The organism is Paenibacillus sepulcri (assembly GCF_042647105.1).
GTDB classification, from domain to species: domain Bacteria; phylum Bacillota; class Bacilli; order Paenibacillales; family Paenibacillaceae; genus Paenibacillus_Z; species Paenibacillus_Z sepulcri.
The window spans coordinates 6,627,087-6,651,940 of the sequence record NZ_JBHRUP010000001.1; the positions used below are offsets into that span (position 1 = coordinate 6,627,087).

At 51.6% G+C, this 24,854-nt stretch carries 23 protein-coding genes and 1 tRNA gene; 21 read left to right on the forward strand and 3 right to left on the reverse strand.

All coding sequences use genetic code 11. The features are described from left to right. Positions 1-539 precede the first annotated feature (539 nt). The 7 genes from ACFOLF_RS28750 (at position 540) to phoU (ending at position 7,811) form a co-directional block, all read left to right on the forward strand. On the forward strand, positions 540-1,934 hold the full coding sequence (locus ACFOLF_RS28750; protein ID WP_210037408.1) for a stalk domain-containing protein: 1,395 nt from the start codon (positions 540-542) through the stop codon (positions 1,932-1,934). Positions 1,935-1,974: 40 nt separating this feature from the next. Further along, positions 1,975-2,841: a phosphate ABC transporter substrate-binding protein gene (locus ACFOLF_RS28755; protein WP_210037409.1), complete on the forward strand. Its 867-nt coding sequence runs from the start codon at positions 1,975-1,977 to the stop codon at positions 2,839-2,841. Positions 2,842-2,943: 102 nt separating this feature from the next. Beyond that, positions 2,944-3,903, forward strand: a complete 960-nt coding sequence (gene pstC, locus ACFOLF_RS28760; protein WP_210037410.1) for a phosphate ABC transporter permease subunit PstC — start codon at positions 2,944-2,946, stop codon at positions 3,901-3,903. After that, the gene (pstA, locus tag ACFOLF_RS28765; RefSeq protein WP_210037411.1) at positions 3,903-4,799 is read left to right on the forward strand and encodes a phosphate ABC transporter permease PstA; all 897 of its coding nucleotides are present in this window, start codon (positions 3,903-3,905) and stop codon (positions 4,797-4,799) included. Before pstC (ACFOLF_RS28760) ends, pstA (ACFOLF_RS28765) begins: the two co-directional genes overlap by 1 nt. A gap of 327 nt (positions 4,800-5,126) precedes the next feature. Beyond that, positions 5,127-6,269: a methyl-accepting chemotaxis protein gene (locus ACFOLF_RS28770; RefSeq protein ID WP_210037412.1), complete on the forward strand. Its 1,143-nt coding sequence runs from the start codon at positions 5,127-5,129 to the stop codon at positions 6,267-6,269. A gap of 102 nt (positions 6,270-6,371) precedes the next feature. Next, complete coding sequence (gene pstB / locus ACFOLF_RS28775; protein WP_379112820.1) at positions 6,372-7,127, forward strand: phosphate ABC transporter ATP-binding protein PstB; 756 nt, start codon at positions 6,372-6,374, stop codon at positions 7,125-7,127. A 24-nt stretch (positions 7,128-7,151) separates the two neighbouring features. After that, positions 7,152-7,811 carry a phosphate signaling complex protein PhoU gene (gene phoU, locus ACFOLF_RS28780; protein WP_210037642.1) on the forward strand — a complete coding sequence of 220 codons (660 nt, stop codon included), beginning with the start codon at positions 7,152-7,154 and terminating at the stop codon, positions 7,809-7,811. Between the two features lie 109 nt (positions 7,812-7,920). Here phoU and ACFOLF_RS28785 read toward each other — a convergent pair whose 3' ends face one another. Next, a complete protein-coding gene (locus ACFOLF_RS28785) occupies positions 7,921-8,814 on the reverse strand; it encodes a LysR family transcriptional regulator (RefSeq protein ID WP_210037414.1) in 894 nt (297 codons plus the stop codon). 184 nt (positions 8,815-8,998) lie between these two features. Here ACFOLF_RS28785 and ACFOLF_RS28790 point away from each other — a divergent pair, with 184 nt between their 5' ends. The 11 genes from ACFOLF_RS28790 (at position 8,999) to ACFOLF_RS28840 (ending at position 21,575) form a co-directional block, all read left to right on the forward strand. Then, complete coding sequence (locus ACFOLF_RS28790) at positions 8,999-9,988, forward strand: phosphate ABC transporter substrate-binding protein (RefSeq protein ID WP_210037415.1); 990 nt, start codon at positions 8,999-9,001, stop codon at positions 9,986-9,988. Positions 9,989-10,198: 210 nt separating this feature from the next. Beyond that, a complete protein-coding gene (pstC, locus tag ACFOLF_RS28795) occupies positions 10,199-11,059 on the forward strand; it encodes a phosphate ABC transporter permease subunit PstC (RefSeq protein ID WP_379112964.1) in 861 nt (286 codons plus the stop codon). After that, positions 11,056-11,943 (forward strand): phosphate ABC transporter permease PstA, encoded by an 888-nt coding sequence (pstA, locus tag ACFOLF_RS28800; protein ID WP_210037417.1) that lies wholly within the window; start codon positions 11,056-11,058, stop codon positions 11,941-11,943. The genes pstC (ACFOLF_RS28795) and pstA (ACFOLF_RS28800) overlap by 4 nt, the downstream gene beginning before the upstream one ends. A gap of 31 nt (positions 11,944-11,974) precedes the next feature. After that, positions 11,975-12,739, forward strand: coding sequence for a phosphate ABC transporter ATP-binding protein PstB (gene pstB / locus ACFOLF_RS28805; protein ID WP_210037418.1), 765 nt, complete (start codon positions 11,975-11,977; stop codon positions 12,737-12,739). A 208-nt stretch (positions 12,740-12,947) separates the two neighbouring features. Beyond that, positions 12,948-14,456 carry a GGDEF domain-containing protein gene (locus ACFOLF_RS28810; protein ID WP_210037419.1) on the forward strand — a complete coding sequence of 503 codons (1,509 nt, stop codon included), beginning with the start codon at positions 12,948-12,950 and terminating at the stop codon, positions 14,454-14,456. A gap of 77 nt (positions 14,457-14,533) precedes the next feature. Then, a complete protein-coding gene (locus ACFOLF_RS28815) occupies positions 14,534-15,655 on the forward strand; it encodes an EAL domain-containing protein (protein ID WP_210037420.1) in 1,122 nt (373 codons plus the stop codon). A 272-nt stretch (positions 15,656-15,927) separates the two neighbouring features. Continuing rightward, positions 15,928-18,579, forward strand: coding sequence for a DNA polymerase I (gene polA / locus ACFOLF_RS28820; protein ID WP_210037421.1), 2,652 nt, complete (start codon positions 15,928-15,930; stop codon positions 18,577-18,579). Positions 18,580-18,684: 105 nt separating this feature from the next. After that, positions 18,685-19,548 (forward strand): DNA-formamidopyrimidine glycosylase, encoded by an 864-nt coding sequence (mutM, locus tag ACFOLF_RS28825; protein WP_210037422.1) that lies wholly within the window; start codon positions 18,685-18,687, stop codon positions 19,546-19,548. A gap of 136 nt (positions 19,549-19,684) precedes the next feature. Continuing rightward, positions 19,685-20,377, forward strand: coding sequence for a sporulation membrane protein YtaF (gene ytaF, locus ACFOLF_RS28830; RefSeq protein WP_210037423.1), 693 nt, complete (start codon positions 19,685-19,687; stop codon positions 20,375-20,377). 23 nt (positions 20,378-20,400) lie between these two features. Next, positions 20,401-20,997, forward strand: a complete 597-nt coding sequence (coaE, locus tag ACFOLF_RS28835; RefSeq protein ID WP_210037424.1) for a dephospho-CoA kinase — start codon at positions 20,401-20,403, stop codon at positions 20,995-20,997. Next, positions 20,997-21,575 (forward strand): lytic transglycosylase domain-containing protein, encoded by a 579-nt coding sequence (locus ACFOLF_RS28840; protein ID WP_379112816.1) that lies wholly within the window; start codon positions 20,997-20,999, stop codon positions 21,573-21,575. Before coaE ends, ACFOLF_RS28840 begins: the two co-directional genes overlap by 1 nt. Positions 21,576-21,643: 68 nt before the next feature. On the opposite strand, the gene ACFOLF_RS28845 is transcribed toward ACFOLF_RS28840, so the two are convergent. After that, positions 21,644-21,862 (reverse strand): small, acid-soluble spore protein, alpha/beta type, encoded by a 219-nt coding sequence (locus ACFOLF_RS28845; RefSeq protein WP_210037425.1) that lies wholly within the window; start codon positions 21,860-21,862, stop codon positions 21,644-21,646. 108 nt (positions 21,863-21,970) lie between these two features. On the opposite strand from ACFOLF_RS28845, the gene nrdR reads away from it, so the two are divergent. Beyond that, complete coding sequence (gene nrdR, locus ACFOLF_RS28850) at positions 21,971-22,441, forward strand: transcriptional regulator NrdR (protein ID WP_210037426.1); 471 nt, start codon at positions 21,971-21,973, stop codon at positions 22,439-22,441. A 48-nt stretch (positions 22,442-22,489) separates the two neighbouring features. Further along, a tRNA-Ala gene (locus ACFOLF_RS28855) sits at positions 22,490-22,565 on the forward strand. Positions 22,566-23,142: 577 nt separating this feature from the next. Here ACFOLF_RS28855 and ACFOLF_RS28860 read toward each other — a convergent pair. Further along, complete coding sequence (locus ACFOLF_RS28860) at positions 23,143-23,556, reverse strand: MerR family transcriptional regulator (protein WP_210037427.1); 414 nt, start codon at positions 23,554-23,556, stop codon at positions 23,143-23,145. A gap of 94 nt (positions 23,557-23,650) precedes the next feature. Between ACFOLF_RS28860 and ACFOLF_RS28865 the strand changes: the two genes are divergently transcribed. After that, positions 23,651-24,496, forward strand: a complete 846-nt coding sequence (locus ACFOLF_RS28865) for an SDR family oxidoreductase (RefSeq protein WP_210037428.1) — start codon at positions 23,651-23,653, stop codon at positions 24,494-24,496. The last annotated feature ends 358 nt before the right edge of the window (positions 24,497-24,854 follow it).

Below are 24,854 nucleotides of genomic sequence, written 5' to 3' on the forward strand. Positions count from 1 at the left end.
TCTTTATTGCAGAAAGTGTCGTAGGAGCGATCGAATGGTGACGCAGCAAGGTTTTTCCGGTTTAGAGCGGGGGAAAATGAGGTTTAGGATGCTGGAAGCCGGATATTCCTCACTAGAGTGAGCGAAAGTGGCACAGGAGCGACCGAATGGTGACGCAGCAAGGTTCTTCCAGACTCATCTACTTTGGTTGAGGGGCCAGAGGCCCAGGGCGGGTGAACAGCCGACGTAATAAGAATATCGGACAGCCGCATAAAAGCGTACTAGGCGTATGCCGCCAAGCAGCGTTTGCGACACGAAACGCCATAAGCAGCTGCGCCACAATTAGATGAAATATTCAGAAAACATGCCACATTTTAACAATATCTTCATGTTAGCTTGATAATCACTTTACAATGGGACTTTATAATCAGTTTGTACATAAGAATAGTGTTCTGGGAGGATGAGAGACCCGGCGAGCGATGGAGGCTGGGGTGGTCGGCAATTTTAAAAATTAGACAACATACAAAAAAACGTGATCCAGAAAGGTGATACGAGCCCAAATGTCAATGAAAAAAACGCTTGTTATTACTGCAATTGCAGCAGCTGTTTCCACCTCCGCAGTCGGTGTCGTTTCGGCAGCCCAAGCTCAACAAATCGTGGCTACTCAGCAATCCCTGATTTCCATCAATGATAATTCAGTAAACGTACGTTCGGTTACGCTGAATGGCCAGACGTTATTATCGCTGCGTGATCTTGGTACGGCAGCAGGCATTTATTTTGAAGAGAACGGAAGAGGAATCACCGCCATTTACAGTGAGCATATGGCTGCGCTGAGCGGTTCTTCAAAAGAAGTTTCAGTGGACGGATCCGTAATCCAACTGCAGAACGCAATAGAGAACGTCAACAACTCCTACTACATCACGCTTGAGGATTTCGCAAGCGCATTTGGCGCGGAAACGACAGTTGACAGCGCTGGACAAGTATCGATCAACACGGTTCAACTGGTGAAGGATATCAACCGTACGGTCTGGATCGACTCCTCCCGCTTGTTGGCTTCACAGATCACTGACGATGGCAGAACAGATTATGTCGTTGACGCGGCAACTGGCGCCTACACGGAATTGTTGAAATCGACGGACGCTTCTGATCTGGTTGTAGCTCCAAACGGACAAAAAGCGGCATATACGCTTGAAACCGGAGAAGTTTACACGGTTGATCTGAGCACCAAACAGGCAAGCGTGGTTTCTTCCGACCAATCGATCAAGCCTGAACTGGTCTGGGCAGCCGACAGCTCGGCTATCTATTTCCTGCAAGGGGACAAGGGCAGCATCATCTCCAAATTGAATCTTGCAGACGGCGCGATCACGAATCTCCTGGACGACAAGGTTGATTACAAAGCCAACCTGAATGTATCCGCGGATGGCAAACAATTCTATTACACCGTTACGAAGCCCGGCGCTGTTACAGCTGATGCCAACAAGCCGGTCGAAGAGGATGACGTAGCCATTGATATGACGGGTACGGAGCCGCAAATCTTCACCTACGATTCTTCGGTTAAAGACAGCAAGCCAGTGGGCCTGACGACAGCGGCAGATGATAAAATCTTTGTCGGTACTGCAGCAGACGGCAGCAAGGCTTTCTATGTAAGCATTGAAGAAGGCAAACCGTCTTCATTGGTTTCCATCGCCAAGGATAAAACAGCGGCCAAGCTGGTTGATGACAAGGATGTTCTCCAAGCCGTCATGGCGGGCAGCAAAATCTATGCCGTTGTAGATAACAACGACAGTGAGCTTGTTTATGAAATCGATACTGCAACGGGTGCGAAAACAGAGCTTTACACGATTCCAAGCAGCGTAACGGATCTGCTGGCTGCATCCGGTACTCCGGTAGCTGTAGTTGCGGATGGTCAAGTGTCGGTTAATCAAAACGGTCAATGGAAGAAAGTAACCCAATAATGAATACGGGCCCTGTGCCCGAGAGGAGATTGCATTTAATATGAAAACGAAATTGTTCAAAAATATCGCGTTTACCGCGATTGCCCTGACAGTAGCCTTTGGTTCGGTATCCGTAGCAAGCGCAGCCAGCAAACTTAGCGGCAAAATTGTTATCAACGGTTCATCCGCCCTTCTTCCCCTTACGCTTCAAGCAGCCAATGAATTCAAGAAATTGAATCCAAAGGTAAAAATCGCGGCTTCCGCTGCCGGTTCCGTAACAGGCCCGCAATCGGTCCGCAAAGGCATTGCCGATATCGGCGCTGTTGACTGGGATGCTTCTACAGACGTACCGGGCTTCAAGAAATTCGATGGCCAAGTACCGAACAAGGTTGCCGTTATTCCTTTCGCGGCTGTTACGAACAGCGGCGTGAAAGTACCTGACCTGACAACAAAACAACTGCAGGATATCTTCTCGGGTAAAGTAACGAACTGGAAAGACGTTGGCGGTGCTGATTCCAAAATCGTCGTCGTCAACCGTGCATTCGGATCGGGAACTCGCGTTAACTTCCAGATTAAAGCGCTGAACGGTACTGATTTCATGACCAAAGGCGACAACTACAAAGAAGTAAAATCAAGCGGCGATATGAAAACGGCCATCGAAACAACACCGGGCGCAATCGGCTACATCGACCTTGTTTATGTAACAAGCAAAATGACGGCTGTTAAAATCAACGGTACTGCACCAACAGAAGCAAACGTCATTAATGGTTCTTACAAAGTGTGGGGCTATGGCTACTACATGACTAAAGGCCAACCGACAGGCGCTACTAAAGCATTCATCGATTACGTACAAAGCAAAACGTTCCAAAACGGTTCGCTGAAGAAGCTTAAATTCATTCCGCTCGCAGCCATGAAAAACGTAAAATAAACGTACAATCGGGATAGAACGGCGAAAAGAAGCCAGCATCCGGCGCTACTTGCGGCGAGGCTGGCTTCTCTTCATGAAAAATGACGAAAGGATGACCCTGATATGCTTGAAGCGCCTTCTTCCAGCCAGGCTTTCACCGGCGCCGATTTGGGAAAAAGTCTCAAATCCAGTTCTGCCGGCGCATTCGACCGCAAGACCAGGCTATCGTTTTATAACAAAACCTTCAAACTCATCTGCATCGCATGCGCAATCTTCGTTTGCCTGATCCTCTTTACAATCCTGTTCTTCATGGGACGAACCGGCATTCTGACTTTTCAAACCGTGTCGCCGCTCACCTTCTTCTTCTCCTCGGAATGGGTGCCGGAGAATGAGCAGTACGGAGCGTTCATTTTCATCTTCGGGACGCTTGCTTTAACCTTTCTGACAATGCTGATCTCCGTTCCGATTTCGGTTATTATTGCGATCTTCCTTGCGGAATTGACGCCTGCCTGGCTGAAAACCGGTCTGCGCCCCATTATGGATCTGCTCGTCGGCATTCCCTCCGTCGTATACGGCTTTCTGGGTTTAACGATACTTATCCCTATGCTTCGCAGCGTGACAGGCACCAGCTTGGGAGACGGATTGCTCGCCGCTGCCATCGTGCTGACGATTATGGTGCTCCCGACCATCAGCCGGATTACCGATGATTCCATCGTGTCCGTACCCAAGAAATTCCGCGATGCTTCCTACGCATTGGGAGCAACCCGTTTCCAAACAATCTTCAAGGTTGTGCTGCCTGCAGCAAAAAGCGGGATTATGTACGCCGTCATTCTGGGAATGGCGCGGGCGATCGGCGAGACGATGGCAGTGGTGATGGTTATCGGAAACACGCCTCAGCTGGCTAACGCCTTGTTCAAGCCGACAGCCGTCCTCACCAGCAATATCGTCATGCAGATTTCCAATGTGCCGTTCGATTCCACCTGGAACTATGCGCTTTATATGATGGGTTTTCTGCTGCTTATCATTTCGCTGATTATGATCATTCTCGTTCGTGTCATTCAGCGTAAAGGAGCGAAGTCATAATGAAACCGGAAATCAAGCCAGCAGGCAATCCATTCGCTTCGCGTAAAAGCATGAATCACATCAACAACCGCATTTTTACGCTGGTCGTATGGTGCGTAGGAATCGTCACCGTCCTGTTTATTCTGGGTCTGTTGTTCCTCATTCTACAGAAGGGCATGCCCAAACTGGATTGGGGTTTTCTCGTAGGCCTTCCCAGTGAGATCGACGAAGGCGGGGGAATCGGTCCGACCTTGTTCAATTCCTTCTATGTTCTGATCATCTCGCTGATTATCTCCATTCCGCTGGGGATGGCAGCCGGTATTTATCTTTCGGAATTCGCCCCGGATAATAAATTTATCGCCTTTGTCCGTATTTGCGTAGAAGGTCTGGCATCTGTTCCTTCTATTATATTCGGTTTGTTCGGGATCGCGGTTTTCGTAGAAGCTTTTCAAATCGGTCTGACGATAATCGGCGGAGCGGTCAGCCTGGCTTTTCTGAATTTGCCTGTTCTGACCCGTGTCACCGAGGAAGCGATCAGAGCGGTTCCGCAGGAAATGAAGACGGCATCCTTCGCCCTTGGCGGCACGCATCTGCAGACAATCCGCCGTGTTCTCGTGCCTGTTGCGCTGAACGGCATTATCACCGGGATTTGTCTGGTGGCTGGCAGAGCATTTGGAGAAAGCGCGGTAATCATTCTGACAGCAGGTGTCTCGACTTCAGGCGAAATGTGGGATTTCAGTTTATTTTCTCCCGGTGAAACACTTGCCGTGCATTTGTGGTATGTCCAGTCGGAGGCGATTGTTCCGGATGCGACGGAAATTGCGGAGAAGGCGGCTGCGGTGCTTGTATTTGTCGTACTGCTGATCAATTTGTTCTTCCGTGTTCCGCTATGGATAAATTCCCGCAAAATGCGATAGCTCCAGGTTGTTTTCAGAAACAAAACGTATCTTGAAGGCAAGCTTATCGTATGAAATGCATACTGCAAAATGGAAAAGCTGTCCTGCAGGGCGGCTTATTTCCGTATGTATTTGGAAAATACCAGTTTGGTTCTGAAGAAGATCATCTGTGCTTGTCACCAATGAATAGGTCTAAAGTCTCTAAATGGCTTCAATTTCTTACTTTATTCGACATAAATCGGGATAAAACCGTCGTTATTTGACATAGACTTTACATTTCAGTGCATCAACGATAATCCTTTCTTCCTATAGTATAGCTATAGAATGATTCATGAGGAGGAGCACGTGATGTCAACGACATACATGGAAGCTTTGGAAGAACCGTCAGTTGTGACCGGCCAGCCTATGCAGCAGAATCAGGAATGGCTGGAATTCATTAGAACAGCTCCGGTTGTATATGCCTCTCATACCTGCCAGGAGGTCATTCAGCAGTTTGGTTCGCAGCCGGATTGCGACTGCGTGATTGTATGCGACGATGCCCGCAAGCCAAGGGGACTTGTGATGAAACGGAATTTAACCGTCATACAGACCCACCGTTTCGGCAGAGAATTATATTACAACCGCTCCATTGTGAAGCTCATGGATGCCCATCCACTCATCATAGACATACATACCTCGCCCCAGAAGCTGCTGGACCTTGCGCTTGGACGGGACGAGAAAACCTTATACGACTGTGTTATTGTTACGGATCAGGAGCAACTGACAGGCATTTTGTCGGTTGCCGATCTGCTCCATCTATCCCGTTTGATGCAGCGGCTGAGCATCGAATCGCAAATTCGTACCGTTCATGGGGCAGAATCCATGATCAAGGAGATTGACCAATCGGTTGTTCGTGTGCTGAGTGCCTCGGAGCAGGGGGAGAAAATGTCCGAGACCATGGTGGACCTGACCTTGAAGGGCAAGAAAGAGCTGGACAAAGTAACGGCTGCCTTCCTCAGCCTGAATGACAACACGACCAGGCAGGAAGGCCAGATTGGCGAGCTTCAGGAGCGTGCAAGCTCGATCAGTTCGGTGTCCAAGCTTATCCGGGATCTTGCCGACCAATGCAATTTGCTTGCCGTGAACGCCACGATCGAAGCGGCGCGTGCGGGCGAGCATGGAAGAGGATTTGCCGTGGTTGCCAATGAAATCCGCCAACTGGCGACGCAGACCAAGCAATCCGCGGATCAAATCAATTCGCTGATCCGGTCGATTCTGGAATCTGTGAAGCAATCGGTGGAGCTGGTTGGAGCGGGGCGGGCAAATGCCTTGTCGAGCCAGTCCAATGTGGAGGCAGCTTTTGAAGTATTTGACCAGCTGTTTCAAGCAGCAGCAAGCAACAGCAGGAGCGCCAAGGACATAGGAGCGTTGTCCAATCAGGCTTACAACCAGTCCGAAAGTGTCATCCGGGAAATGCAGCAGCTCAAGAACGAAATGCAGCTGGGACAATAAATTTAATATGGCGTTAACAAAACCATCAAACAACTTTTACAAATTGCCTATACAATACTACTATTGATGTGGACGTGTGTCCACGACACGGAGGAGTCCGCCATGCAAGCATTAATCGATATTCAAAAATTGAATTTGTATTACGGAACCTTCCATGCGCTCAAAGATGTATCGATGGACATCCCGGAGAAAGCCATCACTGCTTTCATCGGGCCTTCCGGCTGCGGGAAGTCTACGCTTCTGCGCACGTTAAACCGGATGAACGACATGATTGCAGGAACACGCATTGAAGGCCGCATCTCGGTTGGCGGCGCCGACATCTATTCCAATGAAGTTGATGTCGAGACGCTTCGCAAAAAAGTCGGTATGGTGTTCCAGCAGCCCAATCCGTTTCCCAAGTCGATTTATGACAATGTGGCTTACGGACCGCGCCTGCACGGCATCCGCAATAAACAGAAGCTGGACGAAATCGTCGAGACAAGCCTTCGTTCGGCAGTCCTTTGGGAAGAAGTGAAGGACTATCTGAAGCGTTCGGCGCTGAGTCTGTCCGGCGGACAGCAGCAGCGGCTGTGCATTGCAAGAGCGCTTGCGGTTAATCCCGACATTCTGCTCATGGATGAGGCGACATCTGCCCTTGACCCCATCTCTACCCTGAAAATTGAAGAGCTGGCCCAGGAGCTTAAAGACAGATACACCATTGTAATGGTCACGCACAACATGCATCAGGCGGCTCGTGTTTCGAATCAGACCGTTTTCTTTTTGAATGGCGAGGTAGTGGAATTCTCGGATACGGAGAAGCTGTTCTCCAATCCTCGCGATCAAAGAACGGAAGATTATATAAGCGGACGGTTCGGCTAAGATAAAGGAGAGCATGCCATTATGATGACCCAAAGAAAAGAATTTGATTTAGGACTTGATGAACTAAAATCGCATATCGTTGAAATGGGTAAACGTGTGGAAAAGGCAATCGGCGATTCCATGCAGGCGCTGGAGAATGTGGATGTTACGGAAGCCAAGCGTCTGATTGCCGAGGATAAGGAATTGAATAAGATCGAGGATAAAATATCCGAGCTCGGCGCCAAGCTGATCGCTACACAGCAGCCCGTGGCCAAGGATCTGAGACGAATTCTCGTTGCCTTCAAAATCGCCAGCGACCTGGAGCGGATGGGCGATCTGTCCGTCGATATCGCGAAAGCGGTTGTGCGTCTGGAAGGTCAGGTTCTGATTAAGCCTCTGATCGATTTGCCCCGCATGGCGGAAATCGTGCAGATGATGACGCGGGAATCGATTCAGGCTTTTATACAGGAAAATACAGATTTGGCTTATAAAATGGCCAAAGACGACGATCTGGTGGATGCTTTATATTCCCAAATCATTCGCGAGCTGTTCACCATCATGATGGAAAATCCGAAAACCATCTCGCAAGCGAACCTGCTCAGCTTTGTCGGACGCTACATCGAGCGTTTTGCGGATCATGCGACGAACATCGGGGAATGCGTGGTTTATCTGGTTACCGGATCGCGTCCAGACCTGAACTCTTAATTCCGCTTCCTTCGACGGTTTTAACGGTGGACACCCAGAAGATATAAAGGCTATCTAAAGGTCATTTGACCTGACAGGATAGTCTTTTTTTAATATGAAAAAGCAGGCTCTACACATCCGCTTCGGGCAGAGACATGCTCATGCGCAGTTTATCGATCAAATAAGGTATGAGCTGCGGACGGGGAAAATCAGTGCGCCACGCGGCATACAGCTTCCAGGAAGGCAGCTTGCCCGGAAGTCTGATGGATGGAACGCCGCCCTGCGCCTGCCGGTTGACCCTCGAAGGAAGGATGCACAGGCAGCCTCCGGAGCGGACCGCTTCCAGAGCAAAATCGACGCGATCGGTCAGCTGTTCAATTTGCAGTGTGACCTGTTCGTCTTTCTCCCACTGCCTTACAATCTTCATTAATGAAGGCTCCTCCATCAGGGTGAATGGATGACCGCTCAGCCGGTATGAGCCCGGCCCGGAATAGCGCGTTAATGGATGATCGCGCGGGATCATCAGGGCCAGCTCGTCTTCGGCTACGGGTTCGCACGACAAGCTTGCGTTCTCGACCCATTGACCGCTTAATACCAGGTCCACGCTTCCGTCTTCCAGCTGGGCATGAAGCTCATTCTCTCCTCCGGTTCTGATGGACAGCAGCAGGTCGCCGGGCACCTGAGAGAGCCGGAAACCGCCTGATAGGAGCATGAGGGAAGCGGCGAGATCCGTGCAGCCGATAATAAACTGGTTTTTGCCCGTCTGGCGGAGTGTTTGCAGCCGCGTCTGAGCCTCCCCGTAAATATGATCAATTTGCTGTGCATAGTGATGAAGCGTCTTGCCGGCTTCGGTCAGCAGCACCTTGCCTGTCTTCATCTCGAACAGCGGAATTCCCCATTCTTCCTCCATCTTCTTCATATGAAAGCTTACTGTCGGCTGTTTGAGATCCAGCTCATCGGCAACCGCAGTGACTTTTTTAAGCCTATCCAGCAGCACAATAATCTTCATCCTTAATATACTCATGACGATGAAGCCCCTTCATTTTAAATTTATAGATTAAATATATAATACACCTCAACATTATACAATAATTCTATTCATTTTTAGCATAGCGTTAACACTTAGAAAATATCAGATTAACACCAGCGACCTATAATGAGTTTGTAAATCAAATAACCGTGTGAAACGGAAGGAGAAAACCAAAGAGATGAAAAAGTTAGGGTTACTTGTAACGGTGGTCTTGTTATCAATCAGTCTGGCAGCTTGTGGGGCTAAAAACAACGAAACCAACACCGGCAATGCTGCAAATGCTGGAACCAATACAGAGGCAGGTGGAAATACCACCGGAAACACTGCAACAAACGCAGGTGGCAATGCAGCAGCAGAAACGCCAATTACCGGATCGATTCTGGCAACTGGTTCATCCGCGCTTCAACCGCTTGTCGACCAAGTATCGAAAAAATTTATGGATGATGAAAAATACAGCGGCATTACCGTTCAAGTACAAGGCGGAGGCAGCGGTACAGGTCTTACGCAAGTTCAAGCCGGACAAGCGGATATCGGCAACTCGGATATTTTCGCAGAAGAGAAATTTGTCGATGCTGACGCAGACAAAGCCAAAGAGCTTGTTGATCACCAAGTAGCGGTTGTTGCTATGGCGACTGTTGTCAACAAAAGCGTAACTGTCGACAATCTGACCAAACAACAATTGGTTGATATTTTCACAGGTAAAGTGAAGAACTGGAAAGATGTTGGCGGCCAAGATGAAGCCATCACAATCGTTAACCGTCCATCCAGCTCCGGTACACGCGCTACTTTCGAGAAATACGCACTGGGCATGAAATCGGAAGACCTTCCGGGCTCCATTCAAGAGGATGCTTCCGGTACAGTTAAGAAACTGGTTACAGATACTTCGGGCGCAATCGGATACCTGGCATTCTCGTACATCGACGACACCATCAAAACCCTGAAATACGAAGGCGTAGAGCCAAAAGAAGAAAATGTAGTAACTGGCGACTATCCAGTATGGGCATATGAGCACATGTACACCAAAGGCGAGCCTAATGAAGCTGCCAAAGCATTCCTGGATTACATGCTGAGCCCGGAAGTTCAAGACAATGACGTAGTTGAGCTTGGCTACACGCCGATCAGCAAAATGCAGATTAAACGCGACGTTGCCGGCACTGTAACGAAGTAATGAAATATGCTGCGCCTTCCTCTGGCTTGCGCAGCAAGCTTCTTCATTTGCAGGAAATACTGATTTTAAAAAAATAATCAATAAACAGTCAAAGAGGTGGAGACATCCGCCTCTTCTTGGCCATTAAGGAGAGGTACTATGGAGCGGCAGGCCGCGGGCGGGCAACCTGTTCAACAACGATCGAATCATAAACAAATCAAACCGCACATAATGGAAGAATGGGTCGGCAAGGTATATACGACCCTCTGCATCATTGTACTTATCGTCACAATAGTAGCGATCGTTTATTTTGTAGCTTCCCGCGGATTGAGCACGTTTTTTGTGAGCGGCGTAAACGTAGGTGAACTGCTGACGGGATTGAAATGGTCTCCAGAGGGTGATATCCCGTCGTTTGGCGCATTGCCGTTCATATTCGGCTCATTCAGCACCTCGCTTCTGGCAGCTTGCATTGCCGCTCCGCTCGGATGCTGTGCAGCCATATTTATGACCCAAATCCTGCCTGGCGCCGGCCGCCGCGTGCTTCAGCCCGTCATCGAGCTGCTTGCAGGCATCCCGTCTGTCGTTTACGGTTTTGTAGGACTCAGCATTGTTGTGCCTTTCCTGCGCTCGGTTTTCCCTGGACAGGGGATCGGGATTGCCGCAGGCTCCATCGTGCTGTCGATTATGATTCTGCCAACGATCACAACAATTGCAACGGATGCGCTGGCTGGCCTGCCGTTTGGTCTGAAAGAAGGCTCCTATGCACTGGGAGCTACACGCTGGCAGACGATCTACCGCATTGTCATTCCAACCACATTGCCTTCGCTTCTGACCGGCGTTGTGCTCGGCATGTCCCGTGCGTTCGGTGAAGCGCTGGCTGTTCAGATGGTTATCGGAAATGCGCCGCATATCCCCCATTCCTTATTCGAGTCAGCGTCTACCTTAACCAGCGTCATCACCTTGAGCATGGGCAATACAGTTACCGGATCCGCGCATAACAACGCGCTGTGGTCGCTGGCTCTGATCCTGCTCGCCATGACGTTTGTGTTCGTATTCGTGGTTCGTTTCCTGGAAGGGAGAAATAAACAATGAGCGCCAAAGTCGCAGACAAGATTGCTACAGCCGTTATCTATATCGTATCCGCATTAATTGTCCTTATTCTCGCAGGGCTTCTCGGCTACATTATTATCCGCGGCCTTGGACATATCAGCTTTCATTTTCTGACATCAGAGCCGCAGACGATCAAGGCAGGCGGAGGAATCGGGCCGCAGCTGTTCAACTCGATATTCCTGCTGGTACTGACTTTAATTATTACGATTCCGCTTGGCATCGGCGCCGGAATCTACATGAGCGAATATTCCAAGCCGGGCCGTCTGACGGATTCCATCCGTCTCGTGGTTGAGGTTCTGTCCTCCTTCCCGTCCATTGTCATCGGATTATTCGGCCTGCTGGTCATTGTCAACCTGTTCGGCTTTGGGTTCTCCTTATTCTCCGGTGCGCTTGCTCTGACGGTATTCAATCTGCCGCTCATGGTGCGGATTACGGAGCAATCGCTGCGCGGTGTGCCGCGTGAGCAGAAGGAAGCGAGTCTGGCTCTTGGCCTTTCCCGCTGGAAGACGATTACCTCGGTAATGATGCCAATCGCCATGCCGACGATCGTAACCGGTACAATTCTGGCTTCGGGCCGTGTATTCGGTGAAGCAGCCGCGCTGCTGTTTACCGCAGGAATGAGTTCGCCAAGGCTGGATTTCACCAATTGGAATCCTCTCAGCCCGTTCTCCCCGCTCAATCCGTTCCGGCCGGCCGAAACCTTGGCCGTTCATATTTGGAAAATCAACAGCGAAGGCCTTGCTCCGGATGCGGGTGAAATTGCCGCCGGCGCATCAGCTGTGCTGCTGATCATGGTCCTGCTGTTTAACTTTGCGGCCAGATGGTTCGGAAGAAGACTGCATCGTAAATTCACGGCCACCAAATAGAAATCAGCATAGGAGAGGGGAGGCATTTTTCATGAATGTCAAGGAAAAAGAATTGTCAGCCAAGCAGCTGAGTGTATTTTACGGCGAGAAGGAAGCGATCAAGGGCGTGTCGCTGGATTTTGAGGCACGCGAGGTTACGGCCCTGATCGGTCCGTCGGGATGCGGGAAGTCCACCTTCCTGCGGAGCCTCAACCGGATGAACGATACCATTGGCGGTGTCCGTACCACGGGAGAGATATGGCTGGACGGAATCAATATCAATGACACTGGTGTCGATGTGGTGCTGCTGCGCCAGCGTATCGGCATGGTGTGGCAGCGTCCGAATCCGTTCCACAAATCCATTTATGAGAATATTGCGTTTGGTCCCCGGTACCACGGCATCAAGAACAAGAAAGTGCTGGATGAAATTGTGGAGGATTGCCTGCGCAAGGCGGCGCTGTGGGAGGAAACGAAGGACCGTCTTCACCAATCCGCGCTCGCCCTGTCCGGCGGACAGCAGCAGCGGCTGTGCATTGCCAGGTCGATTGCGGTCAAACCGAAGGTGATTCTGATGGATGAGCCTGCTTCGGCACTTGATCCGGTGTCCACATCCAAGGTCGAGGAGCTGATCGCCGAGCTCAAACGCGATTACTGTATTGTGATCGTGACCCATAATATGCATCAGGCCGCGCGCGTATCGGACAAAACCGCCTTTTTCTATATGGGTAAAGTGGTTGAATTCGATGAGACTCATAAAATATTCACCAATCCTGCTGAGAAGCAGACGGACGATTATATCTCCGGGCGCTTTGGCTAAAAAGTTGCTGGGGAATAAGCGCGATAGCAGCCGTGCTATTCAACCATAGGCTTGAATTTCACACGCATAACCGGAGCTCAGAAGATGAGAGCCGGTTATTTTGCTTTTTTTACATAACGTTAACAAAGCGGCTATATTTATTTCACAAACGACTGGTACAATTGAACTATTAGAGCAGTCAAAATGTTCCAACCAAAGAGGGATACTTGTGGACGATATCGGATATGGTCTGTTGGACCGCACGATGATTCACCGTATTACGGAGCGCTGGCATCATGGAGGAATCGGAGTTATTATCATGCACCTCCCGGTGAGCGGAGCAGCAGTGCTTGAAGCGCTCCAGACATGGGTGACGGAGCAGAAGCGCCTGATCTGGCGTTACCGGATGGAGAGCGATTTCTTCTTCTTTTTTCAGCGCAGCAAGTCGGATGAGAGACTCGATCTGCTTCTGGAGAATGCGGTTAATACCCTTCGTCAGCAGATGATGAAAGTGGTTTCCGCAGCCCCGGAGGGCAGGGTCCAGCAGCGTATGGCCATCGGCAGCGCTTCGGTACTGCCATCGGGCCTCGGCCGCTCTGCAGAGGCGATGGTCTACCATGCCATTAAAGAAGCTCTTGTCTCGGTTATGCGGTACCGGCTGCGGGACGAAAGCGCAGCTGCCCGCGAGGTGTCTTATCAGGAAGCGGAAGCCAGGCCGTATCTGCGCGTTGAGAATGGTCTGGACTATAATGACGGCGATATGTCCTACTCCATTGGCGCCCTGGCCAAAACGATCCCGACCTTCCGCACAAGCGCGCGGGTATCGGAGGTAGCCCGGATGTTTGAGGAAAATCAGCATCTTCAGGGTGCGATTGTCGTCAATCAGGAACGGCCTGTTGGACTTGTGATGAAAGAGAAAATGCATCAGATGCTGGCAGGACAGTTTGGTCTTCCGCTGTATTGGAACCGTTCCATCGAGAAGATGATGGACGACGATGCGCTTGTGGTGGATGCCGAGCTGCCTGTGGAACAGGTCGCTCAGATGGCCATGGGCCGGGATATCTCCCGGCTGTATGATGTGGTGACCATCACGCGGGACGGCAAGCTGCTTGGCGCGGCATCCATCCGGTCCATTTTGGAGTGCATGACGAATTTGCGCACCGAGGAAGCGCGGACCGCGAACCCGCTCACCGGGCTGCCCGGCAATGGAGCCATCCAGCGGGAGATCAAAAGACGCATTGATGCGGGCAAGCCTTTCTGCATGATCTACGCCGATCTGGACTATTTCAAATGGTTCAATGACTGCTTCGGCTTCAGTCAGGGCGATGAGCTCATCCGGTTCCTTGCTGAAGTGCTGCAGGAAATACCGGGCCGGGAGAACGGCGGAAAGGGCGACTTCGTCGGTCATATCGGCGGCGATGATTTTATTGTGCTCTCGGATCATCCGCAGCCGGAGAAGCTGTGCATACAGATTCTGGAGCGGTTCGACGGAGGCGTCAAATTCCATTACGGCGGCTCCGACGTATCGATGGTGATCGACCGGAGCGGCAACAAGGTGGAGCAAGAAGGCGTCAGCCTGTCGTTATCACTGCTCCTCTGGGATGCAGACTGCCCCATTACGCCGGGGATTGTTTCACAAGCCGCAGCACGACTCAAAAAACAGGCGAAGGCGATTAAAGGCAGCGCTTATATCTCAGGGGAAGTTATTGAAAAGCAACCGGGAGAGGAACGATTGTAGACGTGAGACAACATAACAGCTTTGAAGCACCAGACAGTTTACGTCCCGAAGAAAGTGCAGCGACAGGAATAATATACTTGGCATGGCATGGCAAGGCAAAGGATCGTACTGATATCCGGCAGGTCATCGACAGCAGCTGGAGAGCTTTTGCCGAGCATGCCATCGCTCAGCATAACAGGACCAATCTGCTTGCGATCAGCTACGTCTGGATGCGCGATGATTTATACATATGGCTGCCCCTTCCGGAAGCCCGCGAGGAATTGCTGGAGGAGCAGCTGCTGGAGCTCGGGAGCAGGTTCAAGCGGGAGTGGGGCAGGCGCTTCATGGATCACTCATTCGATGGCGATGTTCAGGAGCTGAAGCTGCACGCCGGTGTTTCCATTATGGGCAAGCGGGATGAGCAGGGGGATCAATGGTATGAAGGGATCAAGCAGGCGATTGTTCACGGACAGCGGGCTTCGGCTACCGAGCGGAGTCTCCAGCGCCGCGCATTCGAACAGCTCCTCCACAGCCGTGACATCTTCCCGGTGTATCAGCCCATCTATTCTCTGCGCAGCGGGGATGTGTACGGTTATGAAGCGCTCTCCCGTTTTCCCGACAAGCGTTGGTTTGAAGGACCCCAGCAGTTATTTGCTTATGCGGCAGAGGAGGGAATGATTTATGGATTGGACAGGCTGGCCCGCGAGCGGGCTATCGAAGGCAGCGCAGGGCTGGCCAGCGGTCAAAAGCTGTTTATTAACATGACGGCGCAAATTATGAACGACCCTTCATTCACTCCCGGACAAACCCTGTATCTGCTTGAGCGCTTCGGCTTGTCGCCCCATAATGTAGTATTTGAAATTACCGAGCGCAGCTCCTTCGAGGATTTTGGGGCGGCCAAGAAAATGTTCGATCATTACCGCAACCAGGGCTATCAAATCGCCATTGACGATGCGGGGGCTGGATATTCCTCGCTGCAGTCGATCGTGGAGCTGCAGCCTGATTTCATCAAAATCGACCGCTCGCTTATTCACGGCATCCATCTGAACGCCATGAAGGAGCAAATCGTGCATACCTTCACTGAATTTGCCGCCAAAATGGGCATTTCCATTGTTGCCGAGGGAATTGAGGAGCAGGAAGAACTGCAGCATATGCGTGATATGGGCGTGGATTATGCGCAGGGTTATCTGCTCGGCAGGCCGCAGCCGGCTATCGGTTAGCGATAATATTAACGGTTTAACACGTACGCCGCCTCCACAATTATGGAAGCGGATACCTAAATTATCCTGATTGTTGCGGGTAATATAAAAAATTGGAAACAGCCCGGTTGCGCGGCTGTTTTTCATATTTTCAGACTGCGGATTTGCCTGTGGAAGCACGTGAAACTGTAATATGTGGAATGTTCGTGTTTGAGCATAGACTTGATGGGAAAGCTTGCCCGCTTTATGCTATGATAGATCATAGGAAAACCAAGGTGAGGTGTGCCTTTCGTATGGATAAATGGATATTGATTGATGGAAATAGCATTGTCTTTCGGGCGTTTTATGCCATGCCTCCGTTAACGAATTCAGCAGGGCTTAATACGAATGCGGTGTACGGCTTCACCACCATGCTGCTGAGGCTGCTGGAGGAAGAGAAGCCAACGCATATGCTTGTTGCTTTCGATGCGGGGAAGGTAACTTTCCGCCATGAGGGATATGAGGAATATAAAGGCGGACGGGCCAAGACGCCGCCGGAGCTGTCCGAGCAGTTTCCGGTGCTCAAGGATCTGCTGCGTTCCTTCGGAATTGCCCAATTTGAGCTGCCTGGATATGAAGCCGATGACATTATCGGGACCTTGACGCGGATGGCGGATGAGCAGAAGGTCGAGACCCTGATTGTCTCCGGGGACAAGGACATGCTGCAGCTGGCTTCCGATTATGTGACAATTGCCCTGACGCGTAAGGGAGTCAGCGAGGTCGAGCGGTATAATCCGCAGGAAATTAAGGATAAATACGGCCTGACGCCGCTGCAAATTATCGATCTTAAAGGGCTGATGGGCGACGCCTCGGATAATATTCCCGGAATTCCTGGCGTGGGCGAGAAGACGGCGCTCAAGATGCTCCATGAGTATGGCACCGTAGAGGAAGTGCTGGCCCATGCCGGCGAGCTCAAGGGTAAAATGAAGGAGAAGGTCGCGGCCCATCAAGAGGATGCGCGAATGAGCAAGAAGCTGGCCACCATATTCCGCGAGGTTCCCCTGGACAATGCGGAGGGTGTGGAGGCCTATAACGGCTATGACAAGGCGCAGCTGGCGGATGCCTTCCGCAAGCTTGAATTCAGGTCCCTCATGGAGCGGCTCGATCTGCCGGAGCTTGGGGCGGATAGCGCTGTGGCTGCGGAGGCGAATTACGATATCGTGGCCTTGAATGAACTGAGCCCATCTGAGCTGAGCGGACTGCTGGCCGGAGCGGAGAATGTATATATCGAGGCAGCGGGCGATAATCCGCATCATGCAGTGCTGCTTGGGCTGGCGATCCCGGTTGAGGAGCGGGTTCTGGTGCTCACCTCGGAAGAGCTGCTGGCTGAGGCGGGCGAGCCCGTGCGTCAATGGCTGGGCAATCCGGAAGCAAGGAAATTCGGCTACGATCTGCACAAAGCGGATCTGACGCTGCATTGGAATGGCATTGACCTTTGCGGTACCGATTTTGACGTGCTGCTTGCCGCTTATCTGCTGGATCCGACGGAGTCTAACCAGACGCTCGTTTATTTGATGCAGCGCTATGAGCTTCCCGCCATCCAGTCGGATGAGTCGGTCTATGGCAAGGGTGCTAAGTTCCGCATTCCCGAGCGGGAGATATTGGCCCGTCATTTGGCGGCCAAGGCGGATGCGGTCCGCAGGCTTGTACCGTTGCAGCAGAAGGCGCTGGAGGAAGGCGCCATGAGCAAGCTGTATTATGAGCTGGAGCAGCCGCTCGCCATTGTGCTTGCAGGGATGGAGAAGCAGGGCATCCGGGTCAATGCGGGCACGCTGGAGGAACTGGGCAAGGAACTGGAGCAGGGAATCGCCCGCTGTAAAAGCGATATCTATATGCACGCGGGAATGGAATTCAATATCGGTTCACCGAAACAGCTGGGCGAAGTTTTGTTCGAGAAGCTCGGCCTTCCGGCAATGAAAAAGACGAAGACCGGCTATTCCACCGATGCCGATGTCCTGGAGAAGCTGGAGCCGTACCACGGGATTATACCGCTCATCCTGCAGTACCGGACGCTGGCGAAGCTGCAGTCCACCTATATTGAAGGACTGCTGAAGGAAATCCGCCGCGACAGCAGCATGGTGCATACGTATTACCGGCAGACGATTGCCGCAACGGGCCGCTTGTCGAGCCAATTTCCGAACCTGCAGAACATACCGATCCGGCTGGAGGAAGGACGCCGCATCCGCAAAGCGTTTGTTCCGTCGGAGCCGGGCTGGACCATTCTGGCAGCGGATTACTCGCAGATCGAGCTGCGCGTGCTCGCGCATATCTCCAATGATGAGAAGCTCAAGGAAGCCTTTATCGAGGATATGGACATCCATACCAAGACCGCGATGGATGTGTTCGGCGTGCGCGCCGAAGAGGTGGACAGCAACATGCGCCGTCAGGCGAAAGCGGTTAATTTTGGCATTGTGTACGGGATCAGCGATTTTGGGCTGTCCAATAACCTGAATATTACACGCAAGGATGCGGCCCGGTTTATTGAACAGTATTTTGAAGCCTTCCCCGGTGTGCGGGGCTATATGGACAATATTGTGGTACAAGCCCGTCAGGACGGGTATGTGACAACGCTTCTGGAGCGCCGTCGATACTTGCCGGATATCAAAGCCTCCAACTTCAACCTGCGCTCCTTCGCGGAGAGAACGGCGATGAATACGCCGATTCAAGGCACGGCAGCTGATATTATCAAGCTTGCTATGGTGCGGATGGACGAGAAGCTGCAAGAGCGCAAGCTTCGCAGCCGCATGCTGCTGCAGGTACATGATGAGCTGGTGTTCGAGGTGCCGGAGGATGAACTCGAGCTGATGAAGACGCTTGTGCCGGAAGTTATGGAAAGCGCACTGGAGCTGGATGTGCCTCTCAAAGCGGATGTCAATTACGGAGTGAATTGGTACGAAGCAAAATAAGGCGGTTTGGGTCAAGAACCGGTTATACTATAATACCAACCCGGGGGCTTCGGGCATAGATTTCTATGCTGCTTAGGCCTAAGGGTTGTGTCGGAGGTGAAGGAAATGCCGGAATTGCCGGAGGTGGAAACCGTTCGGCGGACACTGAACCAGCTTGTGGCGGGAAAGCGGATAGAGCGGGTGACCGTTTCGCTGCCGCGGATTATACAGCGGCCCAAAGCGCCGGATGAATTTGCAGCCCTGCTTGTTGGCCGGACGATCCAGTCGGTCGAACGTAGAGGGAAATTTCTGCGGATTATGCTTGATGGCCTGGTGCTCGTTTCCCATCTGCGTATGGAAGGACGCTATGGTGTCTATGATCGTAAGGAGCCACCCGAGCTGCATACGCATGTGGTCTTTCATTTTAGCGACGATACGGAGCTGCGTTATAAGGATGTCCGCCAGTTCGGGACGATGCACCTGTTTGATTGGGGCGAGGAGCTCACGCTGCCGCCGCTTAACAAACTCGGCATGGAGCCGCTTGATGATGCTTTTACGCTGCAGGCTTTCAAGAAGAAGCTGGCTAAACGGACGACCAAAATCAAGCCGCTGCTGCTGAATCAGGAATATGTCGTGGGGCTTGGCAATATATATGTAGATGAGGCGCTGTTCACGGCGGGTATTCATCCCGAGCGGACAGCGGATTCCATCAAACCGGCTGAATGGGCGCGCTTGCATCAAGCAATCATCGCCACCTTGGGGCGGGCGGTTGAAGCGGGCGGCTCCTCCATCAAGTCTTATGTGAACGGACAAGGCGAGATGGGAATGTTTCAGCATGAGCTGCTCGTCTACGGCCGGAAGAATGAACCCTGCAGCCGCTGCGGACAGTTTATCGAAAAGCTTGTGGTAGGGGGCAGAGGCACCCATATCTGTACGAGCTGCCAGCCTGTACCCAGGCTGTCCAAAGCGGGCAAGCTCTCGCGCAAATAAGGCACGACTGGGGAGAAACCGCATATGATGTACCGTTCATGTTAATGGGCGAATGCACAGCTTACCTGCTTCCAAGCCGATGGATTGGCGGTCAGGGGCAAGCTTAAAGCAGTCGCCGTTATGGGAGGGACATCGGTTGCTGGCACATGTCGTTTCATTATTGCTGCTTGCTTTTGCCGTCAGTCTGGACGGCTTCGGCGTTGGTGTAACGTACGGATTACGACGGATTCGGATACCGGTCGTATCCATTGTCATCATTTCTCTCTGTTCGGGTTTTGTTGTCTGGCTGTCCATGCAGATCGGCTCCATGCTGACAGGCCATCTGTCGCCGCTGACTGCCAAGTGGATCGGCGCAAGTTTGTTGATGGTCATCGGCTGCTGGGCTCTGTTTCAATTATGGCGAAGACGCAGGGAAGCCAAGGAAAGCGTTCCGGAAGAGCCTGAGCCATCCGGTTCAGCAGCGGAAATGAATGGACTTACGCCGGCTGTGCCTGTGCTGCTGCTGGAATGGAAGCGCCTGGGGATCGTGATTCAAATTTTGCGGACGCCGCAAATTGCGGATGTGGACCGCTCCGGTATTATTTCGGCGTCAGAGGCTGTGCTGCTTGGCTTCGCCCTCTCGATCGACAGCTTCGGAGCGGGACTTGGCGCAGCCATGGTCGGCTTGTCGCCGCTGTTGACGGCATTTATCATTTCAACCACCAGCGGACTGTTCCTGCTTGCCGGGATGCGGCTGGGGTTTCGTTTTGCAGCTTGGCGGGGAATGCGCGCACTATCGGTATTACCGGGGATTATGCTGATTATGATGGGGATTTTGCGGTTGTTATAAAAGGGGCATTATGAGGTGAAGGTATGATAGTTGGATTAACAGGCGGTATCGCTTGCGGCAAAAGCACGGTATCCGCCATGCTGTCCGCACGGGGAGCGAAAATTGTCGATGCCGACCAGGTTGCCCGGGAAGTTGTGCTTCCCGGCGAGCCTGCGCTGGCGCAAATTACGGCTGTATTCGGGCAGGCCGTATTGAATGAGGATGGAACGATGAACAGGGGAGAGCTTGGGAAGATCGTCTTCGGCAATCGGGAGAAGCTGGACGAGCTTGAGGGTATTCTGCATCCGGCGATCCGGGCGACCATGTGGTCGCGAATGAATGCCTTTGAGCTGGAGAACCCAGGCGGACTGATTGTAGCGGATATTCCGCTTTTGTATGAGACGGGACAAGCTTCCCTGTACAGGGGAATCATTGTCGTATATATACCGCGCCACCTGCAGATGGAGAGGCTGATGGCACGCAACTCCATGACAGCTGAGCAAGCGGAGCAGCGCATTGGGCTGCAGATGGATATTGAAGAGAAGAGAAAGCTTGCGGATTTCGTAATAGACAATAGCGGTTCTCTTGAAAACACAGAGGCGCAAATTGAACAATTTTGGCGTGAGCAAGGACTTTCGTGATGGTGAGGAAGATATTTAAAAAACGTGTACTGCTGCTTCTGATTATTGCGGTGCTGGTACTGCTGTATCTGAAATCCGACTGGATGAACCGCTGGATGTATCCGATCCATTACCAATCCGACATTAAGATCAGTTCGGTCAATTATGGGCTGGACCCGCATCTGGTGGCTGCTATTATAAGGGTGGAGACGAATTTCAGCAATAATAAGGTATCGAAGAAAGGTGCCATCGGTATGATGCAGCTGATGCCGGAAACGGCAGACTGGATTGTGCAAAAGGGGAAATTCTCCAATGTTACCCAAGCTGCCATTGCCAGCCGCGCTGACATCAGCATTGAAATTGGATCCTGGTATCTGAACTCGCTTCTGCAGCAGTTCAAGGGCAACACGTATGCCGTTGTTGCGGCTTACAATGCGGGACCGGGGACAGTAAACCGATGGATGTCGGAGGGAACATGGGATGGCAAGCTGGAGACGGTGGACAAGCTTCCATATGGGGAAACCCGCCACTATGTACAGCGCGTCATTTATTATTATAATAAATACAAGAAGCTTTATCCTGAATTTGCGGCAAAATAATAAGGAAGCCTTGGCAGATCCGCCCCTGAGGGCGGCTGCCAAAGCTTCCATTATAAATCCTGTGAACCTTATTTAAACTGACCTGCGATGGATTGCTCGGCGATTTGTACCAGTTTACGAGTGATGTAACCCCCAAGGGAGCCAGCGTCACGCGTAGCCATGTTACCATAGTAACCGTCTTGTGGGATCGTAATACCCAGCTCTTGCGCGACTTCATATTTCATTTGGTCGAGCGCTGCATTGGCTTGTGGTACAACCAGTTGGTTGCTGCTGCGGTTTGAACTCATTGTCTTTCACCTCCTTGCGGTTGGTACAAGTATTATGTGCGATTGCACGAGTTTCATTACAGGAAACGTATGGAAATTCTTTTTCAAAGATGGGGGTCAACAAATCCGATGAAATGTCCGTATTGCGATTACGCGGGAACCAAAGTATTGGATTCCAGACCTGCGAACGACAATAAGTCGATCCGCCGCCGCCGCGAATGCGAGAAATGCACCCGAAGATTCACAACGTTCGAGATGATTGAAGAAACCCCGCTGATTGTCGTCAAAAAAGACGGCAGCCGAGAAGAGTTCAACCGCGACAAGATTTTGCGTGGTCTTATCCGGGCCTGCGAGAAGCGTCCCGTGCCGGTTGAGAAGCTTGAAGTGATTGTATCCGAGGCCGAGAAAGAGCTGCGTACAACAGCGCAGGCCGAAGTGCAAAGCCGCGAAATCGGTGAGCTGGTGATGATGCAGCTGTATCCCGTGGACGAGGTAGCTTATGTGCGTTTCGCCTCGGTATACCGGCAGTTCAAAGATATCGACATGTTCATGAAGGAGCTAAACAGTTTGCTCTCCAATGGCAGCAAGAAAAATGATTGACAGGTACAACTTTCCTGTGCTATGATCTTACTTGTCGCCATGATTCACGGGGCCTTAGCTCAGCTGGGAGAGCGCATCGCTGGCAGCGATGAGGTCAGGGGTTCGATCCCCCTAGGCTCCACCATAACTTATCATGATGAAACCCTTGCGTAGCAAGGGTTTTTTAGTTACCCATGAAATGATTCATGAATCTTTTGGTCAAGTTGAAATTGTTTTGGGGACGATAATGGGGACGGAACTAAACAAACAAAACAAAAACAACAACAAATGCAAAAAAACAAATTGCTGGACTTAACTAAGTTGTCGATATCGCCAAAAGCGTTATTGGAAAAACATAAAAATCCGTAAGTTTTTCAGTAAAAAGGTTATGACCAAAAGTACTCAGGTAAGCGTCAAACATAGCACACTTCAAGGTGATCAGGATCTGTGAGAAGATAACGGCAACGTTACGAAATTGAAGGCTACCCGTTCAGCGGGATTACCAGGAGCTTGCCTCGCAACTAGAGCCCAAGCGGCCTGCGATCTTGAACAGCCAGCGCGCTTTTTTGGTAGGATGAGCCATCTGCATCCTTGGGCAGTTCATACAGGACATGTTTGTCCGCTGGACCGAGTATCATGAAATCAGCGCCTATTTGTATTTCTCCAGCCAGTAAGCGGATTCAGTTGTTCTGCATGGACTAATGGGGAAGCTTCATTGTAGCTCAATCGGATAAGCCGGCATGCCAAGTCTTTAGCATCTCTTGAGCTTTTTGCGGATCTTCCATGAGTAGAGTCCGATACTCCAGCATCTTGTTAAGGGTATCCAGCATTTGGTCGTATTCTTCCTTCCTGCTTTCGATCTCCTTTTTCTTGCCGCGAATCCAATCTATAATCTGCAGGTTAGTGCGGGCATTGGCGTCGTGGTCCTGCAGAACTTCCTTCAGTTCAGCCAGCGAACAGCCGATGGACTGGAACTTCTTGATGAGCTTCAACCGCTCGACAGCCTCTTCCGAATAGTTGCGGTAATTGTTGCTTTCTCGCCGGACATGCCTTTCATCCAGCAAGCCTTCCTTTTCATAAAAGCGGATCGTATGGATCGTTAATCCCATCTTGTCCGCCAGTTCCTGAATTTTCATAATCATTTCTCCTTTGGATCGCTTGCCCTAGAGTTCACTTCATAGTTTATGCTTAACATGTTCAAGCAGTCAACTCATGGAGGAGGATATCATTATGAATGTTTTTGTTACAGGAGCAACAGGGTATGTCGGTTCCGCGGTCGTCCGGGAACTGATCGGCGCGGGACATACAGTGGCGGGTCTTTGCCGTTCTGAAGAGAAAGCCGTGGGATTAAAGGCGGCGGGAGCCGAAGCGCTGTACGGCACGCTGGATGATCTTGATACTCTGCGCAGCGCCGCCGCGGCTGCTGACGGCGTAATTCATCTGGCGTTCACCAACGATTTTTCCGACTTTGAAGGTGCGCTGGCGCTGGATTTGCGGGCCGTGGAAGTCATGGGAGCGGCGCTCGAAGGCTCCGGGAAGCCGTTCATTACCACGGCTCACGCAAATGGACATACCGTGGATCATGCGGTGCTTGCCATGGTAGAGCGGGGTATTCGGGCATCCATCGTCTCGCTTGCACCGTCCGTGCACGGCGAAGGCGATAAGGGCTTTGTGCCCATGATGATCAACATCGCCAGGGCGAAGGGCTTCGCCGCCTACATCGGCGACGGAACGAACCGTTGGCCGGCGGTTCACCGCCTGGATGCGGCGGTTCTGTACCGTCTGGCGCTGGAATCCGCCCCGGCGGGCTCACGGCTGCTTGGCGCCGGCGATGAAGGCATTCCGCTCCGCGAAATCGCCGCGGTCATCGGGCGGCAAGTGAACGTGCCGGCGGTCAGCATAACACCTGAAGAAGCTGCCGACCATTTTGGCTTTCTTGGCCCCATTGCAGCATTCGACATCACAAGCTTGTACAATACTGCGCAAGCGAGTCTGGCAACACGGGAGCTTCTGGGCTGGAAACCGATGCAGCCCGGACTGATCGCCGATCTCAAAGAAGGGCATTATTTTGCATAAATGTACAAAAAGCCTTAGATGGCAGCTTGTGTGCCGGAAGTGCCGATCGCCCGCGGCGCGGCGCTCGGCGCCCAAGTATCGCTCCGTCGACCGGAGCTCCGGCGTTCCGGAAGCTCCGATAGCGGATGCCTGCGGTGGACTTCAAAAAGGGAGGACTATTTTGGTCCTCTATTTTCCCCCATTACCCTCGAATCAGCTGCTGTGCTATAGTTTATATTTTTAAGAATCAAGTCTATTACATCTTCGGACAGGGGTTCAAATCCCCTCGCCTCCACTAACCGTGTGAGAGAGCACCGTACTAGTTGTAAAGCCTTTGGATGTTGGGTTTGCGGCTGTTGCTGTTGTTGAATATGACAAT

Bases quoted from the DNA above. Each gene is read 5' to 3' on its own strand.
- mutM (WP_210037422.1), top strand. From the start codon at position 18,685: ATGCCGGAATTGCCGGAGGTGGAAACCGTTCGGCGGACACTGAACCAG.
- polA (WP_210037421.1), top strand. From the start codon at position 15,928: ATGGATAAATGGATATTGATTGATGGAAATAGCATTGTCTTTCGGGCG.
- pstA (WP_210037411.1), top strand. From the start codon at position 3,903: ATGAAACCGGAAATCAAGCCAGCAGGCAATCCATTCGCTTCGCGTAAA.
- ACFOLF_RS28750 (WP_210037408.1), top strand. From the start codon at position 540: ATGTCAATGAAAAAAACGCTTGTTATTACTGCAATTGCAGCAGCTGTT.
- ACFOLF_RS28865 (WP_210037428.1), top strand. From the start codon at position 23,651: ATGAATGTTTTTGTTACAGGAGCAACAGGGTATGTCGGTTCCGCGGTC.
- phoU (WP_210037642.1), top strand. From the start codon at position 7,152: ATGACCCAAAGAAAAGAATTTGATTTAGGACTTGATGAACTAAAATCG.
- pstC (WP_210037410.1), top strand. From the start codon at position 2,944: ATGCTTGAAGCGCCTTCTTCCAGCCAGGCTTTCACCGGCGCCGATTTG.
- ACFOLF_RS28790 (WP_210037415.1), top strand. From the start codon at position 8,999: ATGAAAAAGTTAGGGTTACTTGTAACGGTGGTCTTGTTATCAATCAGT.
- ACFOLF_RS28845 (WP_210037425.1), bottom strand. From the start codon at position 21,862: ATGAGTTCAAACCGCAGCAGCAACCAACTGGTTGTACCACAAGCCAAT.
- ACFOLF_RS28785 (WP_210037414.1), bottom strand. From the start codon at position 8,814: ATGAGTATATTAAGGATGAAGATTATTGTGCTGCTGGATAGGCTTAAA.
- pstB (WP_210037418.1), top strand. From the start codon at position 11,975: ATGAATGTCAAGGAAAAAGAATTGTCAGCCAAGCAGCTGAGTGTATTT.
- nrdR (WP_210037426.1), top strand. From the start codon at position 21,971: ATGAAATGTCCGTATTGCGATTACGCGGGAACCAAAGTATTGGATTCC.
- ACFOLF_RS28860 (WP_210037427.1), bottom strand. From the start codon at position 23,556: ATGAAAATTCAGGAACTGGCGGACAAGATGGGATTAACGATCCATACG.
- coaE (WP_210037424.1), top strand. From the start codon at position 20,401: ATGATAGTTGGATTAACAGGCGGTATCGCTTGCGGCAAAAGCACGGTA.
- pstB (WP_379112820.1), top strand. From the start codon at position 6,372: ATGCAAGCATTAATCGATATTCAAAAATTGAATTTGTATTACGGAACC.
- ACFOLF_RS28770 (WP_210037412.1), top strand. From the start codon at position 5,127: ATGTCAACGACATACATGGAAGCTTTGGAAGAACCGTCAGTTGTGACC.
- pstA (WP_210037417.1), top strand. From the start codon at position 11,056: ATGAGCGCCAAAGTCGCAGACAAGATTGCTACAGCCGTTATCTATATC.
- pstC (WP_379112964.1), top strand. From the start codon at position 10,199: ATGGAAGAATGGGTCGGCAAGGTATATACGACCCTCTGCATCATTGTA.
- ACFOLF_RS28840 (WP_379112816.1), top strand. From the start codon at position 20,997: ATGGTGAGGAAGATATTTAAAAAACGTGTACTGCTGCTTCTGATTATT.
- ACFOLF_RS28755 (WP_210037409.1), top strand. From the start codon at position 1,975: ATGAAAACGAAATTGTTCAAAAATATCGCGTTTACCGCGATTGCCCTG.